Annotated in this window: 15 protein-coding genes; 8 read left to right on the forward strand and 7 right to left on the reverse strand. The window is 41.3% G+C overall.

The genetic code is table 11. The annotated features are described in order from the left end of the window. The gene (locus tag HUJ21_RS03860; protein ID WP_291367478.1) at positions 1 to 309 is read right to left on the reverse strand and encodes a hypothetical protein; all 309 of its coding nucleotides are present in this window, start codon (positions 307 to 309) and stop codon (positions 1 to 3) included. 854 nt (positions 310 to 1,163) lie between these two features. Here HUJ21_RS03860 and HUJ21_RS03865 point away from each other — a divergent pair. Further along, the gene (locus HUJ21_RS03865) at positions 1,164 to 1,577 is read left to right on the forward strand and encodes a LytTR family DNA-binding domain-containing protein (RefSeq protein WP_291367479.1); all 414 of its coding nucleotides are present in this window, start codon (positions 1,164 to 1,166) and stop codon (positions 1,575 to 1,577) included. 9 nt (positions 1,578 to 1,586) lie between these two features. On the opposite strand, the gene HUJ21_RS03870 is transcribed toward HUJ21_RS03865, so the two are convergent. Next, positions 1,587 to 2,831 (reverse strand): S-adenosylmethionine:tRNA ribosyltransferase-isomerase, encoded by a 1,245-nt coding sequence (locus HUJ21_RS03870; RefSeq protein WP_291367480.1) that lies wholly within the window; start codon positions 2,829 to 2,831, stop codon positions 1,587 to 1,589. A 345-nt stretch (positions 2,832 to 3,176) separates the two neighbouring features. Between HUJ21_RS03870 and HUJ21_RS03875 the strand changes: the two genes are divergently transcribed. The 5 genes from HUJ21_RS03875 (at position 3,177) to HUJ21_RS03895 (ending at position 9,777) form a co-directional block, all read left to right on the forward strand. Next, a complete protein-coding gene (locus HUJ21_RS03875; RefSeq protein ID WP_291367481.1) occupies positions 3,177 to 4,292 on the forward strand; it encodes an o-succinylbenzoate synthase in 1,116 nt (371 codons plus the stop codon). Positions 4,293 to 4,376: 84 nt separating this feature from the next. Beyond that, positions 4,377 to 5,810: a sugar porter family MFS transporter gene (locus HUJ21_RS03880; protein ID WP_291367482.1), complete on the forward strand. Its 1,434-nt coding sequence runs from the start codon at positions 4,377 to 4,379 to the stop codon at positions 5,808 to 5,810. Between the two features lie 147 nt (positions 5,811 to 5,957). Then, complete coding sequence (locus tag HUJ21_RS03885) at positions 5,958 to 7,112, forward strand: AGE family epimerase/isomerase (RefSeq protein WP_291367483.1); 1,155 nt, start codon at positions 5,958 to 5,960, stop codon at positions 7,110 to 7,112. A 126-nt stretch (positions 7,113 to 7,238) separates the two neighbouring features. Further along, the gene (locus tag HUJ21_RS03890; RefSeq protein WP_291367484.1) at positions 7,239 to 8,969 is read left to right on the forward strand and encodes an FAD-dependent oxidoreductase; all 1,731 of its coding nucleotides are present in this window, start codon (positions 7,239 to 7,241) and stop codon (positions 8,967 to 8,969) included. 349 nt (positions 8,970 to 9,318) lie between these two features. Beyond that, the gene (locus HUJ21_RS03895; RefSeq protein ID WP_166143665.1) at positions 9,319 to 9,777 is read left to right on the forward strand and encodes a cold-shock protein; all 459 of its coding nucleotides are present in this window, start codon (positions 9,319 to 9,321) and stop codon (positions 9,775 to 9,777) included. A 144-nt stretch (positions 9,778 to 9,921) separates the two neighbouring features. On the opposite strand, the gene HUJ21_RS03900 is transcribed toward HUJ21_RS03895, so the two are convergent. From HUJ21_RS03900 to HUJ21_RS03920, 5 genes are all read right to left on the reverse strand, one after another. Continuing rightward, on the reverse strand, positions 9,922 to 10,992 hold the full coding sequence (locus HUJ21_RS03900; RefSeq protein ID WP_291367485.1) for an MBL fold metallo-hydrolase: 1,071 nt from the start codon (positions 10,990 to 10,992) through the stop codon (positions 9,922 to 9,924). After that, complete coding sequence (locus HUJ21_RS03905) at positions 10,989 to 11,531, reverse strand: 5'(3')-deoxyribonucleotidase (RefSeq protein WP_291367486.1); 543 nt, start codon at positions 11,529 to 11,531, stop codon at positions 10,989 to 10,991. The genes HUJ21_RS03900 and HUJ21_RS03905 overlap by 4 nt, the downstream gene beginning before the upstream one ends. Continuing rightward, on the reverse strand, positions 11,528 to 12,124 hold the full coding sequence (locus HUJ21_RS03910; RefSeq protein ID WP_291367488.1) for a hypothetical protein: 597 nt from the start codon (positions 12,122 to 12,124) through the stop codon (positions 11,528 to 11,530). Before HUJ21_RS03910 ends, HUJ21_RS03905 begins: the two co-directional genes overlap by 4 nt. A gap of 107 nt (positions 12,125 to 12,231) precedes the next feature. Then, on the reverse strand, positions 12,232 to 12,639 hold the full coding sequence (gene msrB / locus HUJ21_RS03915; protein WP_291367490.1) for a peptide-methionine (R)-S-oxide reductase MsrB: 408 nt from the start codon (positions 12,637 to 12,639) through the stop codon (positions 12,232 to 12,234). A gap of 57 nt (positions 12,640 to 12,696) precedes the next feature. Continuing rightward, positions 12,697 to 13,872, reverse strand: coding sequence for an aspartate aminotransferase family protein (locus HUJ21_RS03920; protein ID WP_291367492.1), 1,176 nt, complete (start codon positions 13,870 to 13,872; stop codon positions 12,697 to 12,699). A 243-nt stretch (positions 13,873 to 14,115) separates the two neighbouring features. Here HUJ21_RS03920 and HUJ21_RS03925 point away from each other — a divergent pair, with 243 nt between their 5' ends. Beyond that, complete coding sequence (locus tag HUJ21_RS03925) at positions 14,116 to 14,877, forward strand: DUF1080 domain-containing protein (protein ID WP_291367494.1); 762 nt, start codon at positions 14,116 to 14,118, stop codon at positions 14,875 to 14,877. Positions 14,878 to 14,905: 28 nt separating this feature from the next. Further along, positions 14,906 to 16,249 carry a Gfo/Idh/MocA family oxidoreductase gene (locus HUJ21_RS03930; RefSeq protein WP_291367496.1) on the forward strand — a complete coding sequence of 448 codons (1,344 nt, stop codon included), beginning with the start codon at positions 14,906 to 14,908 and terminating at the stop codon, positions 16,247 to 16,249. The last annotated feature ends 2 nt before the right edge of the window (positions 16,250 to 16,251 follow it).

Here is a 16,251-nt window from a genome sequence, read left to right on the forward strand (position 1 = left end):
TTAATTAAAATCCTGGTCGCAATCCAAATCATCAATTTGCTGCTCTGCCTCTTCAACAGCATTTTGCCAATCTGTTCTGGTTTGTCCGGTAAGTGCCTGGCAATTTCCATAAGGTCTTAATTCATCCAAATAGGCCCTGGCGGCGGTTCTTAAATTTTCACAACTGCTGGCAGTTTGTGTTTGACCATGGGCGATCGCTGCTTGTTGCAGGGCGTTGATTTCATCACTTAATTCAGTCGCCCATTGAACAGAGCAGGCAGTAGGTGAATCATCTTCTGAAGAGCAGCTAAATAAAAAGAGCCCAGACATGATAAAAAGAACAATTAACTATTGTTTTTTAATAAAATTCAACATAATTTGTTTGTATTTATTTTAAAAGCATTGCTCTAATATAAATAAAAAAGAGAGGACAAAAAAACAAAAGGTATAATAACAAGTATGAATTGCTGAAAACAGAATTGAAAAATTCATTTATCGGATGGTGTATACTCGTTTTAAAGGAAAAATTGAATCGATATAGCCAATCTTCCGGTAGTATCTTCCATATTGGTGATTTTTCTCATTTTCCCCATATTCTAATTCTTTAAGAAAGGCGTAGCGTTGATCAACCACAAACCAGAAGAGAAAATCGGTTTCATCTGTACCAGTTATCAGGAGAGGCTGAAATTTCAAGATAATCAAGCCGTTTGGTAATTCTGCCAATTGGTGAAGGCCAACACTTTATCTATATCGGTTGATTTTATCAGGGGATCAGTTTTCGGGATTAGTGGGCCATATTTGTAAACCGTGGCGTGGGATTCCAAATGTATATTATGGGTTTTAATCCTAGGACATCAATGGGAAATTGGTTGAAATTAGAAACCTGATCATAAATTACCCCATTGGGGTCAGGTATTATGCTTGGTCTTTGATCCAAAATACCCTTAATGTTGCAGCCTCAATTGGTTCCCAATTATTTTAAGATTGCCTTGTTACTTCTATAAATATTTATAACCAATTGAAATAGATGGTTCTATGTTTTTTTTTAAATTCAAATGAAGATTAAGGTATTATTCGAGATACCCGATAAAAGGCTGGAAAAATATTTTCGAATAACGACAAACATTTGATTGTTCTTCGGGTTTAAAGAATAATATTTATAAGATTGAAAGACAATTATGGGAATGAAAGAGAATATACAGGAAATAGCAGATCATTCAATGAATGGTTTATTTGGGGAGAGAAACGAATCGAAAGATTTGCTGATAAAAAATGCCATTTTTATCCGTGATAAAGGCTGTTTGACAAAGGTCAAATACGAGAATATTATTTATCTTAAGGGAGATGGCAATTATACGACTTTGGTTACCAGAGAAAAAAGTTATTCTTTGAGGAATATTTTAAAGGAATTTGAGGAAATGCTTCCAATTGAAAACTTCCTCAGGATACATAAATCCTTTATTGTTAATCTTAATGAAATTAACACCATATCCCCTAAAGAGGTAAGTGTAAACAACCAAAAAGTTCCTGTCGGCCGTACCTATTATCAAACGCTTATCAATGGGGTAAACAAATTGGGAAGTAATGGTTTTGACTAAAACGAAATCTCATTCGGACAGGTTTTCGTCAAAAATGATTTTATCGTGCCACAACAAACTACTGTCTCCATAACTTAAGAAACGGTATCTCTTTTCAACGGCTTGCTGGTATATTTCTCTCCAGTGCCTTTTGGTGAATGCCGCGATAAGTAGCATTAAGGTAGAGCCAGGTTGGTGAAAATTGGTGATTAAACCATTACATACTTTGAATGAATACCCAGGAAAAATAAATATTTCGGTAGATCCAACTAGTTGTTCTAATCGATTGGTTTGCATGTGATTCAAAACAGCTTCAAAACTTTTCGATTTTGAAGGTAGTTCCCGGTGTGGCTGGTAAGGATATAATTTCTCAACGAAAAAATCTGGTTTTTCTTTATTTAAAAGTTTTACTCCAAACCAGTATAGGCTTTCCATTGAGCGCATGGAGGTAGTTCCTACTGCAACAATATTTCCTCCGGCATCATGTAGCTGTTGTACATTTTTTTTTGAAAAAACCATTTGTTCACAATGCATGGGATGTTCGGTGACATTTTCATGTTTGATAGGCCGAAAAGTTCCTGCCCCCACGTGGAGGGTAAGGTAATTGATTGAAATTCCTTTTTTGTTGATTTCTTCTATGCTGGTGTTTGTAAAATGTAAACCTGCTGTAGGAGCAGCCACAGCTCCCTCCATTTTGGAATATATTGTTTGATACCTTAATTTATCTGAATCAATCGCTTTTCTATTTAAATAAGGTGGTAAAGGAACTTCCCCGCAGGCTTCAACCAGACTGGCAAAGGACAATTCGGCAGGAGTCCAACTGAATTGAACGGATTTACTTTCTTTGTCTACCAAGATTGCCTGAATGGTATAATGAAGACCTTCAAGTTCTATTTCTCCTTGTAGCTTTTCGCCCTCTTTCCATCTTTTCAGATTTCCGATCATGCAATTCCATACCACGGGGCTTGAGCTCTCCATACTCTGTTGGATCAGGTTGGATGGGGCAATGGGGTTCAAAAGGAATACCTCTATGGTAGACCCTGTTGGCTTTTTAAATATTAACCTTGCAGGTATGACTTTGGTGTCGTTAAAAAACAAATGGCTATTTGGGGGAAGAAGCGCAGGTAACTCGGAGAATTGATGATGGCTTATATGTTCCTTCTCAAAATGCAAGAGTCGTGAAGCATCTCTTTTTTCGAGAGGGAATTTGGCAATGAGTTCCTCGGGCAATTCATAAAGATAGTCCTGAAGTTTTGGAGGGTTTTGCAGCAGCATTTTCCGGCAATGGTTTTGATCTTAAATTCCGGACAAATATAGGCCTTTCACGGCAATTGAAGATTCTCTATTTGTTTTCTTTTGCATAAATGCGCTCCGGGAAATTCATTTTGGGATGCAGAATTAGGATTATTAATATCCTGAAATTCCAGTGAAATTAGCCATCTTTGAAGCAATGGAATCAAATATTTTGGACTTGAGGGGGGTACTTGATAATCAGTCAGGTTGAGGATTAGGGTAAGAAATGGTCCTGTTTAGACTCTAGGTCATGAAAAAATGTTATACGCTTTTATGAAAAAGGATTGACAATTTTTAAATTATTATCAGGGTGAAAATCTCAGGAAAATGAAAGAAAATTTTAAAATAAAAGTACAGATCAAGCCTTATACTTTAAATTTTAAATTTGAAGCGGGAACGAGCAGGGGCGTTTTAAAGGAAAAGGAAACCTTTATTATACATATTTTTTCTGATGCTTTCCCGGGGATTTCAGGTTTTGGTGAAGCCGGTCCCCTCAGGGGATTAAGCCTGGATGACCACACTGATTTTATACCAAAAACCAAACCTATTATTCAAAAAGTTGAAGACCTGTCTTTTACTTTAGATAGGCAGAAAATATTGCAAGCCATTCGGGACTTACCCCAAATTGGTCGTTTTCCAAGTCTTCGGTTTGGTCTGGAAACGGCATTCCTGGATTTAATTCATGGAGGCAGGAAAAAGATTTTTTCCTGTGGATTTTATGATCACCAAAAACCTGTTCCCATTAACGGGTTGATCTGGATGGGGGACAAAGATTTCATGAAGCGGCAAATTGATCAAAAACTTAGGGAAGGATATAATTGCATCAAAATGAAGATAGGGGCGATGGATTTTGATTTGGAATGCAGCTTACTGGAAATGGTACGTAATCGTTATTCGGAACAGGATGTTTCCCTGAGGGTGGATGCAAATGGTGCTTTTGGATTGGACGAGGCCATGGAAAAATTGAATCAATTGAGTCAATTTGGTATCCATAGTATAGAACAGCCGATAAAACCCGGAAATACCACAGAAATGGCTTATTTATGTAGACACTCCCCTGTGCCTATTGCATTGGACGAAGAACTGATAGCTGTGTCAAATATAAAAGATAAAGAAGCTCTGATCGAACAGGTAAAACCAAGTTACCTGATCCTGAAACCATCATTGCTGGGTGGAATAATGGCTACAGAGGAATGGATTTCCATTGCCGGGAATGCAGGTACAGGCTGGTGGATGACTTCTGCATTAGAAAGCAATATTGGTCTCAATGCCATTGCCCAGTTTGCCTCTTCTTTACAAACGGACCTTCCACAGGGATTGGGTACGGGTCAGTTGTATCACAATAATTTCCCTTCTCCTCTTGGTATCACCAATGGAAACCTTAGCTATGATCCTCAAAAACCCTGGTCTATCCCAAAGCTTTTTGGATTAGATGCAGACTAAGTATTGAAAACTTTATGCTTTATTTGAGATTACCTTCTATTTTTGTGTTTCCGAGAATTTTATTCCAACAAACATTGGAATATTGTGATTTGTCTTAAGCCCATGAACCAAAAAAAACCTATTCTGTATATTTTTTTTCTATCCCTTACAGCGGCTGTTGGAGGTTTTCTTTTTGGCTATGATACGGCGGTGATCTCCGGAACCATTGGGCAAGTTAGCCTGCAATTTGATCTAAATGCACTGGAGCAAGGCTGGTATGTGGGCTGTGCGCTGCTTGGATCTATCCTGGGGGTAGCAATAGCGGGCAGATTGTCTGATCAATGGGGCAGAAAAAAAGTCATGATATTGTCAGCGCTGTTGTTCGCTGTTTCTGCTCTGGGCTGTGCCATCACCCATAGTTTTGAGGCTTTGGTCATATACAGGATTATTGGTGGAGCAGGAATAGGCATGGTTTCAATTGTTTCTCCCATGTATATTTCAGAGGTGGCCCCATCAAAATTCAGGGGAAGTCTGGTAGCGCTTTACCAACTGGCCATTACTGTAGGCTTTCTAGGTGCCTATCTGGTGAATTACCAATTGTTAAAGTGGTCAGCTTCAGATTTTTTCAGCGAAAACACCTTGCTTCATTTGATTATTCACCAGGAAGTATGGAGAGGTATGTTGGGGATGGAATTGCTTCCTGCCCTTTTGTTTCTGCTGATTTTATTCGCTATCCCAGAAAGTCCAAGGTGGTTGGTAATTCATGAAAGAAATGCGGATGCTGAGAAAGTATTTAAGCAATTGTATGAAAGCAGGGAACTGGCAATGCAAAAAATAGTGGAGGTAAAGGAACAGGCCGCAAAGACTACCGCCACCCATTGGGGCTTGTTGAAAAATCCGAAGATATTGAAACCTGTGTTGTATGGAATGGCCATTGCTATCCTGGGCCAGTTTATGGGTGTGAATGCGGTGTTGTATTACGGTCCGGGAATTTTTGAGCAAAGTGGTTTATCCGGTGGAGATGCTTTGTATTATCAGGTGATGGTGGGCCTGGTCAATGTAATGACTACAATTTTGGCATTGCTAATCATAGACAAGGTTGGGAGAAAGCAATTGGTTTATTTTGGCGTAAGTGGTATGGTTATCAGCCTGCTGATGATTAGCATCTATTTCACTTATGGTGAATCTCTGGGCTGGACATCAATGGTCCTGTTGGTTTTGTTTTTGGTATATATTTTCTGTACTGCCATCTCCATTTCGGCTGTCATTTTTGTTTTGCTTTCTGAAATGTACCCCAACAAAATCCGTGGTCTGGCCATGTCCATTGCTGGATTTTCCTTATGGGTTGGCACTTACCTGGTGGGGCAGCTCACTCCCTGGTTTTTGGAAAATTTGGGTCCGTCAGGGACTTTTCTTTTCTTCGCCATCATGTGTTTGCCTTATATGTACATTATTTGGAAGAAAATTCCTGAAACAGCCGGGAAAAGCCTGGAAGATATCGAAGCATATTGGTTGGGGACCGATACCGATAAAATTTAAAATTTGATGAAATCCAGCATACCGGAGGTGAGACACAGAGTTATGGGTATAAAGCACCTGCTGCCGGTAGGTAGAAGCGAGACTCCCGTTAATCCGGAACCATCTGTACGGGGCAAGTTATGACCTTTGAAAAACAATGATATAGACATGAAAAAATACCTGGATTTATACAAGAATGAGTTGCTGGACAACATCATTCCCTTCTGGATGGAGCACAGCAAGGACCAAACCTATGGGGGCTATTTCACCTGCCTTGACCGGGAAGGTAAGGTTTATGACACGGATAAGTTTGTTTGGTTACAGGCCAGGCAGGTGTGGATGTTTGCCAGGTTGTATGAAACGGTGGAAAAGCATCCGGATTGGTTGGAAATGGCCGGGTTGGGGCTCTCTTTTTTAAAAAAGAATGGAATGGATAAGGAGGGCAATTTTTTCTTTTCCCTAAACCAAAAAGGACATCCTCTGGTACAACCTTACAACATCTTTTCCGATTGCTTTGCCGCAATGGCATTTGCAGCCTATTACAAAATTGATCCCAGGGAGGAATATGCTGAACTTGCCCTGAATACCTTTGAAAATATACTAAGACGCAGAGATAATCCTAAGGGAAAATACAATAAAACCTATCCGGGTACCAGAAACCTGAAAAGCTTTGCTTTGCCCATGATTTTGAGTAATCTCACTTTGGAAATGGAGCATTTGTTAGGTGATGAAAGGGTAGATGAAATGGCTTCCGGAGTAATCCGGGAGGTCATGGGAGTGTTTTATCAAAAAGAATCAGGCCTGATATTGGAAAACGTATTCGAAGATGGTAGTTTTTCAGATTCTTTTGAAGGAAGACTGAGCAGTCCCGGTCATGCCATCGAAGCCATGTGGTTTATGCTGGATCTTTCACATCGATATGGCGATGTTGATCTGAGAGATAAGGCAGTGGCCTGTGGTTTGAAGACCTTGGAATACGGATGGGATGAAACCTATGGGGGGATTTATTATTTCCTGGATAGTAAAGGTTACCCTCCTGAAAAACTGGAATGGAATCAAAAATTATGGTGGGTACATTTGGAAACCCTGGTGTTTTTGGCCAAGGGCTATGCCATGACGGGCAATGAACAATGTCTGCACTGGTTTGAAAAAGTGCATGATTATACCTGGAATCACTTTAAAGATCCCGATTATCCGGAGTGGTACGGTTATTTGGACCGTTATGGTAAGGTGCAGTTACCCTTAAAAGGTGGTAAATGGAAAGGTTGTTTTCATGTGCCAAGGGGATTGTTTCAAGTTTGGAAGACCCTGGAGAAACTGTAATTGAACCTCGCTTTGGAACCAAGAATCATCAAAAACAGGAAATCGAGCATGAAGCATGCGACTCCCTTAGGGGTTTATTAAGCATGCGAGATGCCAAACGGCCATTGAAAAGCAAATGATAATCATATGAAAAGACGAGATTTTATCGGAAAGGTAGCATTGGGTGGAGGGACAGTGGTTTCCACTTCACTTATGGGCATGCCATCCACAGGAAGGGAGCATCAAAAAAGAGTGAAAATCCATGAAAACGGGAAGGTTTTCGAGGCTGATCTGGTCATTGCAGGAGCAGGCTTGGGTGGTTGTGCAGCCGCTTTTGCAGCATTGAGAAACGGGCTGACTGTAATTTTAACCGAGGAAACGGATTGGATAGGGGGGCAGCTTTCCCAGCAGGGCGTTCCTCCTGATGAGCACCAATGGATTGAAACACATGGTGCACCCGTTTTGTATCGGAAATTCCGGGATAATATAAGGCACTATTACCGAAGGCACTACCCATTAACGGATGAAGCAGCAGCCAACGACCGTTTAAATCCGGGAAATGGCTCCGTATCCAGACTATGTCATGAGCCAAAAGTAGCTCACAGGGTTTTGGAAGAAATGTTCTCAGCCTATGAAAGTGCCAGAAAAATCCTCATCCTAAAAGAGCATAAAGTAAGGGCAGCCGCTGTTACCGGTAACAGGGTTGAAGAGCTGAAAGCCAAGGATTTAAATTCCGGGTATGATTGTGTATTAAAAGGCCGCTATTTTGTAGATGCCACGGAACTTGGGGAATTGCTTCCGCTGACGGGTACCGACTATGTTACAGGGAGTGAATCCAGCGCTGATACGGGTGAATTGCATGCAGGACCCGTTCACAGGCCAGAAAATAACCAGGCATTTACGGTTTGCTTTGCCATTGATTATGTAAAGGGCGAAGACTGGACCATTCCCAAACCGGAAGATTATGATTACTGGAAGAATTTCAGACCCCAAATGAATCCCCCCTGGGCAGGAAAGATGCTGGAACTCAATTACAGTAATCCACGAAACCTGGAGCCTAAAGAACTTGGTTTTCATCCTGAAGGGATCAAAACAGGGGATAACCTGAACCTGATGTTGTACAGGAGAATCCTGCATCAGGACAATTTCAAACATGGTTTCTACCAGGGAGATGCCACTATTGTCAACTGGCCCCAAAATGATTATGTTTCCGGAAATATCATTGATGTCAGTGAGTCTGAGTTTAACAAGCATGTGCAGGCCGGAAAGCAGCAAAGTCTTTCCCTTCTTTACTGGTTACAAACAGAAGCTCCAAGACCGGATGGAGGTAAAGGTTGGCCTGGGTTGAGGTTAAGAAATGACATCATGGGCACAGCAGATGGTTTGGCCAAGTACCCTTATGTAAGAGAATCAAGAAGGATCAAATCCATGTTTACGGTATTAGAGGAACATGTAGGCGCAGAGCAGCGGGCTCAGGTTTCAGGATTATCGGGAGAGAACCTTAAATCGGCCGATTTTTTTGATAGTGTGGGCATAGGATACTACCATATTGACCTGCACCCCAGCAGTGGAGGAGATAATTATATTGATTTTGGATCCCTGCCTTTTCAAATTCCGCTTGGAGCGCTAATCCCACAAAAGACAGAAAACCTGCTTCCAGCCAATAAAAACATTGGTACCACCCATATTACCAATGGCTGTTACCGTTTGCATCCGGTAGAATGGAGCATAGGTGAAGCCGTTGGCATGCTTGTTCCTTTTGTATTGAATAAAGAAGTACTACCGGCAACTGTCAGGGCCGATCGGTCTTTGTTAACAGACTTTCAAAATTTTCTTCGCACCCAGGGGATTGAAACCGCATGGCCGGACGAAAATTAAAAATGTGGCCCGGATTTGCTGGGCTTCACTTTGTCATTTCGGAGTTAAAAAATGGGGTATAATGCATCAATACTTTCACAAACTACAGCAAGGCTAAAATCGATTTAGCCTTGCTGGGTGAAATATATTAAAGATTTCAAATAGGAATAATCCATTATTTTAATCAAATTTGTACCTGCTTAAAAAAACAAAGCCATATTATCCGGAACCGGGAGACCATTTGTTTTTGATTTTTTTCTTCAGTTTCAAAACCTTCTAATGGAATGAAGGTTTGGTGCTATGGGCAACCTTTTCCGGGTAAATGATGTTGTATTTAGGTATAATTAAACGTTTCAACAAAAATTAATTTATGGCAAAATCGAAAGAAACTTTCAATAAAAAGGAAAAAGAAAAGAAAAGATTAAGGAAGAAGAAAGAGAAGGAAGAAAAAAAAGAGGCCAGAAAATCCACATCCAATAAGGGGGGTGATCTGGATGACATGATTGCCTATGTAGATGAAGAAGGCAATATTACCTCAACTCCACCTGATCCTACGGTAAAGAAAAAGAAAATAGAGTTGGAGGATATAGAAGTAAGCGTATCCAAGCAGGCACCCGTAGATCCGGAAGACCTGAGAAGGAAAGGAAAAGTAACTTTCTTTAACGAATCCAAAGGCTACGGTTTTATCAAGGACCTGGAGTCTCAGGACAGTGTTTTTGTTCACGTCAAGGGATTGGTTGACGATGTTAGAGAAAATGACCAGGTTACTTTTGAGACAGAAAAAACGCCAAAAGGATTGAGTGCCATTGATGTCAAACTGGCGAAGTAAGCTTTTGCGTCATCTTTTCTATTTATATTTTATAAAATTGTGAACAGCTAAGTAGTGGAGGGCAATCATGTTATCTCCGCTTCTTTGCCCACAATTGTAATGTTTTGCCCTCGTTCAGCTATTTCTCAATAGAAAGGTATTGTCTCATTGAAACAAATTATTACCCAGAATGGGAGCTAAAAGTTTTCCGTTGATTTCCTTTTGATTGCTGTTTAATATATCCCATGGCTCCATTATTGGTTCGTCTGAAAGGTCAAATGTACCATAATGCATAGGGATAAAATATTTCCCCTTAAGTATATTAAAGGCTTTTATGGCATCTTGAGGACTAATGTGTGCCTGAGACATGAACCATTCCGGTTTATAAGCTCCAACGCCCATCAGACAGTATTCTGGATTTCCCATGATCTGCCGGATATCTTCAAAATGTTTTCCAAAACCACTATCTCCCATGAAATAAACTGTTTTATCAGCATGGGCTATGTGGAAACCTCCCCATAAATTTTCGTTTAAATCCCAAAGCCAGCGGCGGGACCAATGTCTGCTGGGAAGGTAAGTAATGGTCAAATCAGCTGTTTGGTACTGTTGGTACCAGCCTGCCTCCTGAATTTCCTGGCCCCGGGTCCAATCCTGTATGACTTCACCCAATTTCAGTCCGGTTAAAATTTTCATATCAGGATTATTTTCAGACAGAAATTGAATGCTCTTTTTGTCACAGTGGTCCCTGTGGTTATGAGAAATCAACAGGTAATCAATGGGAGGAAGGTTTTCTACTGGAAAAGGAAGTGGGCTTTCTCTTTTTAAAAAAAAATTATCAAATAAAACCGGATCAGTTAAAATTACCTGTCCATTGAGCTGGATTAAAAAGCTTGCATGGCCCAGCCAGATCAGAAAATCTTTTCCATCCTTGGGAATAACTGCCTGTTTATTCCATTCCAGTGTCCTTGTTTCGGCTTTCTTTTCTTCTTTTTGTGGGTTCGGGGATGTTTGCCATTTCCATAAATCTCCAAAACTTGAGTCGAATGGCTGGTACAAGTTGGTGAATTCCCCCTTTGAGTTCATGGGATTACCCTTCCAGCTGTCGGAAGGATGAATGGTTTTAAGCTTAGGATTATACATAAAGGTGATATCAGTATTTTCCTTTGGAGAAAAACAGGATACAAAAAGAAATAGAAAAACCAATGGCAAAGGCCTGTAGGTCACCCGCTTTATCATTCTGTTTCTGACAAATAAGAGTGATGCAATAAAATATTTTCCACTTCTGCCCAGGAATGAACCCGTTTGTGTTTACCAGGAGAGGTTAATGCATTATGAGGTTGGGTAAAAAGATAACTTTCACCTGAAAAAGTATCCAGATTTTTGAAATGGTCATCAATCATGATATCTGTCTGAATGATTTCCTTTGAACCGCAGAAGACCATTTGTTTCCAGCTGATAAAGGGAAAATGCAAATTGAGCCAGGCTTGTTTTTCTGTCAGGCTCAAGGGAAATTCTGTGGCAGCGGAGACAATAAATAAACGGTATTTAGCATTGAGATTTTCCAATGCTTTTTTTGCCCCGGGAATTAATGGTGCATTTTTGAAAAAACCTTTTGAATTTACATGTGTATATAAATAAGGAAAGGCCTCATTCTCTGTCAATCCCTTTAGTTCCTCCAGGTTTAACCTTTCTCCGGTATCCCGGAAATGCATGTCTATAAACTGCCGGTAAACGTCTGCCAATACGCCATCCATGTCTATGGCAATTGTTCTCATGTGTCTTTGTTGTTTAGCGCATCCACCAACTGCCTGTTGAGTTTTCTTTCTCTTTCCAGGGTATTCCTTCGGTGCTGTTCAAATTCCTCCCGCAAATCCTCCAGGGTTTGTTGGGTTTCTGCGGTAATCCTGTGGCCTCTCTTAAAACGGAAAAAAGAGATAATCAACACAAGCACAAGTAAGATGATGATTCCCCAAACCAAATTATTATAATAGTCCTTATGAAGGAGCATTCCAAAAAAGGTGAAACTGTCTCTCTCTGCTACGGCCTGATCATAATCAGCGGCGGTGTCACTTAGTTTTTCATTTAAAGCATTGATCTGTTCTTTATTTTGATTCAGCTCTTGCTTTAATTCCTGAACGCTGCTTTGGTAGGAATTAATGGAGTCCAGAATATTGGATTCAATTTTATCCAGTTGGCTCCTGCTTACCACTTTATATTCCTGGTAATTCGAAGAAGTATTTTTCAGGTATTCAAATTGTTCTGCTATGGTACCACTATCCAAAGAGGAAGTACCGGATGTTTCTACCTGGGCTTGTAGGGAGAAATTAACTCCCATTAGCGCTGCGAATAAAAAATAGCTGATTTTCATTATCATGGTGCTGTTTTCAATTTGATGATCAGTTGTAAAGCCTTATCAATAATGATGCAAAACTAAAAAATAATTGAAAAACAAGGCTTCATTTTTATATTTATGTACTATTCAATTTTCTTGAAATCCAGGGACACTGAATTGATGCAATACCTGATTCCGCCTTTATCATCAGGGCCATCCGGAAAACGATGCCCCAGGTGCCCACCGCAAGCAGCACAACATATTTCTTCTCTCACCATCCCGTGAGAATAATCCATGGTTACAATGATGGCATCTTCTGAAACCGGATGCGTAAAACTGGGCCAGCCACATCCGCTATCATACTTGTCTTTACTGTGAAAGATTTCGTTCCCACATCCCTTGCATTCATATATGCCGGTTTCCTTATTAAGATAATATTCACCTGTGAACGCCCTCTCAGTTCCTTTTTGCCTTAATACACGATAGGATTCAGGATCTAACTTTTTTTTCCATTCTTCATCACTGACCAATCGTTGCTGTTTATTTTCCATTATATTCAATTTTTCTACATGCTGATAACCAGCAAGACTCCATAATGGTTTCTTTACCTAATGGATTGATGCTATAATCCGAGAACAGGCCAGCCTGATTTCTTCTTCACTGATGGTAAGTGGTGGGGCAATGCGCATGGCATTGTCACAAAAAAGAAACCAGTCGGTGATTACCCCATTGGCGATGCAACGGTCAATGATTGGTTTAAGCACCTCAAAAGAGTCGAAGGACAGGGCCATCATTAATCCTTTGTTTCTTATACCAGTGATTTTTGGATGATCCAGTAGCTCTCTGAACAAAAGTGCTTTTTGTGCTACCTGAGCGGTTAGCTTTTCCTCATGAATGACCTGTATGGTGGCCAGAGAGGCAGCAGCACTGACGGGGTGACCACCAAATGTGGTTATATGCCCCAGAAGTGGGTTGTTTTTTAAAACGGACATGATTTCCCGGGAAGATATGAAAGCTCCTATGGGCATGCCGCCACCCATTCCCTTGGCGCAAACCAAAATATCAGGTTGTATATCAAAATGTTCAAAAGCCCAGAATTTGCCGGTTCTCCCAAACCCGGCCTGGATTTCATCCAGGATCAAAAGCGCACCTGTTTCGGTACACCTTTGTCTCAGAGCTTTGAAATACGTTTTGCTGCCTACCCGGATCCCAGCTTCTCCCTGAATGGTTTCTATGATCACAGCCGCTGTTTCGGCGGTGATTTTTTCAAGGTGTTCCAATTCTCCATACTCAATATGGCTGATGCCTGGCAATAGTGGACGGTAGGCTCGTTTAAAGATTTCATTTCCTCCTACGGATAAGGCACCATGTGATGATCCGTGGTAGGCATTGACACATGAAATTATTTCTCGTCGGTTGGTATATCTTTTTGCCAGTTTCAGTGCCCCTTCCACAGCTTCACTCCCGCTATTGACCAGGTAAACATTATCCAGTGGCTGAGGCAGTGTTTTGACCAAGGCTTCTGCCAACAAAGCCTGTGGTTGTTGAACATACTCACCATAGACCATTAAATGAAGGTATTTATCCAGTTGCTCCTGAATAGCAGCCAGTATATGCGGGTGCCGGTGGCCCACGTTACTCACTCCGATCCCTGAAATCAGGTCAAGGTAAGATTTACCATCAGGACCGTACAGGAATACGCCTTCTGCTTTTTCGATTTCTATCATCAGGGGGAAATCTGTGGTCTGAGCCAAATGGGATAAAAAAAGCTGTCGGTTATTCATGTGAAGGGTATGATTTTTTGAGGCGGTTTTTGAATTTCAATTGATGCACGAAAGTAAGCATATCTTCCTTGCTTTAAAACCTGATTCCCTAACGGAAGGTTTTGGATTGGTAAAGTAGCCTCCTTTCCTGACATATCTTCCCTATATTTTCATCAATGCTAAAATTTATCCATTCGGATGCGGGTTTATTTGGTACAATTCACTTATTTTGAATACTTCAAAACCATAAACTTAAAAAAACCGATGAAAATTAAATGTTATAGCCTGGCCCTTCTTTCCGGGGTATTTTTCTCTACTGCTGTTCTGGCCCAACAAAATCAACCAAAATTACCACCCGAGGCAACGGAGTTTTATGAACCGGTGGTAAAACCGGTGACTCCGGGAAATGAAAACCACCTTCCTCCGGCAGATGCCATTGTGCTTTTCGGAGGGAATGACCTCAATGCATGGGTAAGTGATCGGGACGGAAGTTTCCCCAAATGGAAAGTAGAGAATGGTATCCTTACCGTAGCCCCCAAAACAGGAGGTATCAAGTCCAAGGAAGTATTTGGAGATGTTCAGGTACATATCGAATGGAGGTCTCCCAGCGAAGTATCCGGAAATGGGCAGGGCAGAGGCAATTCCGGCTTTTTCTTTATGGGAAAGTATGAACTACAAATCCTGGATTCTTACGATAACAAAACCTATTCCAATGGTCAGGCCGCAAGTATTTACAAGCAGCATCCTCCTTTGGTCAATGCCATGAGGCCTCCCGGTGAGTGGAATACCTACGATGCTGTTTTTACCGCTCCCAGATTTAACAGCAATGGCATGTTGATCTCTCCTGCTAGGATCACTGTTTTTCACAATGGGATTTTGGTCCAAAACAATGTAGAACTTAAAGGTCCTACCGAATATATTGGCATCCCCAATTATGTAGCCCATCCGGAGCAGCTTCCGTTCCATATACAAGACCACAGTAATCCGGTAAGTTTCAGAAATATTTGGGCACGAAAATTAGATTGATCCTACCCGGTAGAAAAATCAAAAAACCATGAAGTCAAGGAGAAAATTTATTCAAAAATCATTACTGGCATCTGTGGGTGCGGCAGCCCTTCCCAACCTGGTTACGGCTGCACATATGGATGCCTTGAAGACCAAAGTTGCTGCCAATGAGCAGATTAATTTTGGATTGATCGGCTGCAAGGGAATGGGCTGGTCTAACATGAACAGCCACCTGCTATTACCAGAAGTCAATTGCGTAGCCCTTGCGGATGTAGACCAGAATGTACTTGATCAGAGGACAGCCGATGTCAATCAACTCAGGGGTAAAAAACCAAAGCAATACAAGGATTACAGGCAAATGCTGGAAGATCCGGATATTGATGCGGTCATTATCGGCACTCCAGACCACTGGCATTGTTTAAACCTGGTGGACAGTCTTTCTGCCGGCAAACATGCCTATACAGAAAAACCCCTGGCCAATAGCATTGAAGAGTGCAATCTGATGGTAAAGGCAGCCGAGCGGTATGGAAAACTGGTTCAGGTTGGACAATGGCAAAGAAGTGGTTCGCAATACGAGCAGGCCATCAATATGGTCAAATCAGGTAAACTTGGGAATATCAGACTTGTCAAGACCTGGGCTTATCAGGGCTGGATGAAACCTGTTCCTGTGGTTCCGGATAGTCAGCCACCTGCCGGAGTGGATTACAAGATGTGGCTGGGTCCTGCACCGGACAGACCATTCAATGCCAATAGATTTCATTTTAATTTCCGTTGGTTTTGGGATTACGCTGGTGGCCTGATGACAGACTGGGGCGTACATGAGATAGACATCGCCCTTCACGCCATGGGAGTGAGTGCTCCCAAATCCGTCATGGCCTCAGGAGGTAAACTTGCCTATCCGGATGATGCCTCCGAAACCCCGGACACCTTGCAGACCGTCTATGAATATGATGGTTTTAATATGCTTTGGGAGCATGCTACTGGAATTGATGGAGGTAACTATGGCACAACCGAAGGTATCGCCTTTATTGGGAATAACGCTACCTTGGTGGTCAACCGCGGAGGTTGGAAGGTAATCGCCGAGACAGAAAATGTAAATGGGGAACGCAAGGAGAAAATTGAATCCATGGAGCTTGTCAAACCAGAAGGTAATGCACAGCGGATTCATTGCAAAAACTTTGTAGAATCCATAAAAGCCAATGATCCTACCATGCTAAATTGTGGTATCAAAACGGGGTCCATAGCAGCTATAAATGCACATATGGGTAACGTTTCCTATAAATTGGGAGAGAAAATCTACTGGGAAGCCGATAAAGGCAAATTTACCAATGGAAAGGCCAATAAGATGATCAAAGCCGATTATAATAATGGATGGAAACTTCCATCTGTTTAGGC

It is taken from the genome of Cyclobacterium sp., from assembly GCF_014762705.1.
Lineage (GTDB): Bacteria > Bacteroidota > Bacteroidia > Cytophagales > Cyclobacteriaceae > Cyclobacterium.

Coding starts and splice junctions, on each gene's coding strand:
- HUJ21_RS03900 (WP_291367485.1), bottom strand. CDS start 10,992: ATGATAAAGCGGGTGACCTACAGGCCTTTGCCATTGGTTTTTCTATTT.
- HUJ21_RS03930 (WP_291367496.1), top strand. CDS start 14,906: ATGAAGTCAAGGAGAAAATTTATTCAAAAATCATTACTGGCATCTGTG.
- HUJ21_RS03870 (WP_291367480.1), bottom strand. CDS start 2,831: ATGCTGCTGCAAAACCCTCCAAAACTTCAGGACTATCTTTATGAATTG.
- HUJ21_RS03860 (WP_291367478.1), bottom strand. CDS start 309: ATGTCTGGGCTCTTTTTATTTAGCTGCTCTTCAGAAGATGATTCACCT.
- HUJ21_RS03910 (WP_291367488.1), bottom strand. CDS start 12,124: ATGAAAATCAGCTATTTTTTATTCGCAGCGCTAATGGGAGTTAATTTC.
- HUJ21_RS03865 (WP_291367479.1), top strand. CDS start 1,164: ATGAAAGAGAATATACAGGAAATAGCAGATCATTCAATGAATGGTTTA.
- HUJ21_RS03890 (WP_291367484.1), top strand. CDS start 7,239: ATGAAAAGACGAGATTTTATCGGAAAGGTAGCATTGGGTGGAGGGACA.
- HUJ21_RS03875 (WP_291367481.1), top strand. CDS start 3,177: ATGAAAGAAAATTTTAAAATAAAAGTACAGATCAAGCCTTATACTTTA.
- HUJ21_RS03920 (WP_291367492.1), bottom strand. CDS start 13,872: ATGAATAACCGACAGCTTTTTTTATCCCATTTGGCTCAGACCACAGAT.
- HUJ21_RS03905 (WP_291367486.1), bottom strand. CDS start 11,531: ATGAGAACAATTGCCATAGACATGGATGGCGTATTGGCAGACGTTTAC.
- HUJ21_RS03885 (WP_291367483.1), top strand. CDS start 5,958: ATGAAAAAATACCTGGATTTATACAAGAATGAGTTGCTGGACAACATC.
- HUJ21_RS03895 (WP_166143665.1), top strand. CDS start 9,319: ATGGCAAAATCGAAAGAAACTTTCAATAAAAAGGAAAAAGAAAAGAAA.
- HUJ21_RS03925 (WP_291367494.1), top strand. CDS start 14,116: ATGAAAATTAAATGTTATAGCCTGGCCCTTCTTTCCGGGGTATTTTTC.
- msrB (WP_291367490.1), bottom strand. CDS start 12,639: ATGGAAAATAAACAGCAACGATTGGTCAGTGATGAAGAATGGAAAAAA.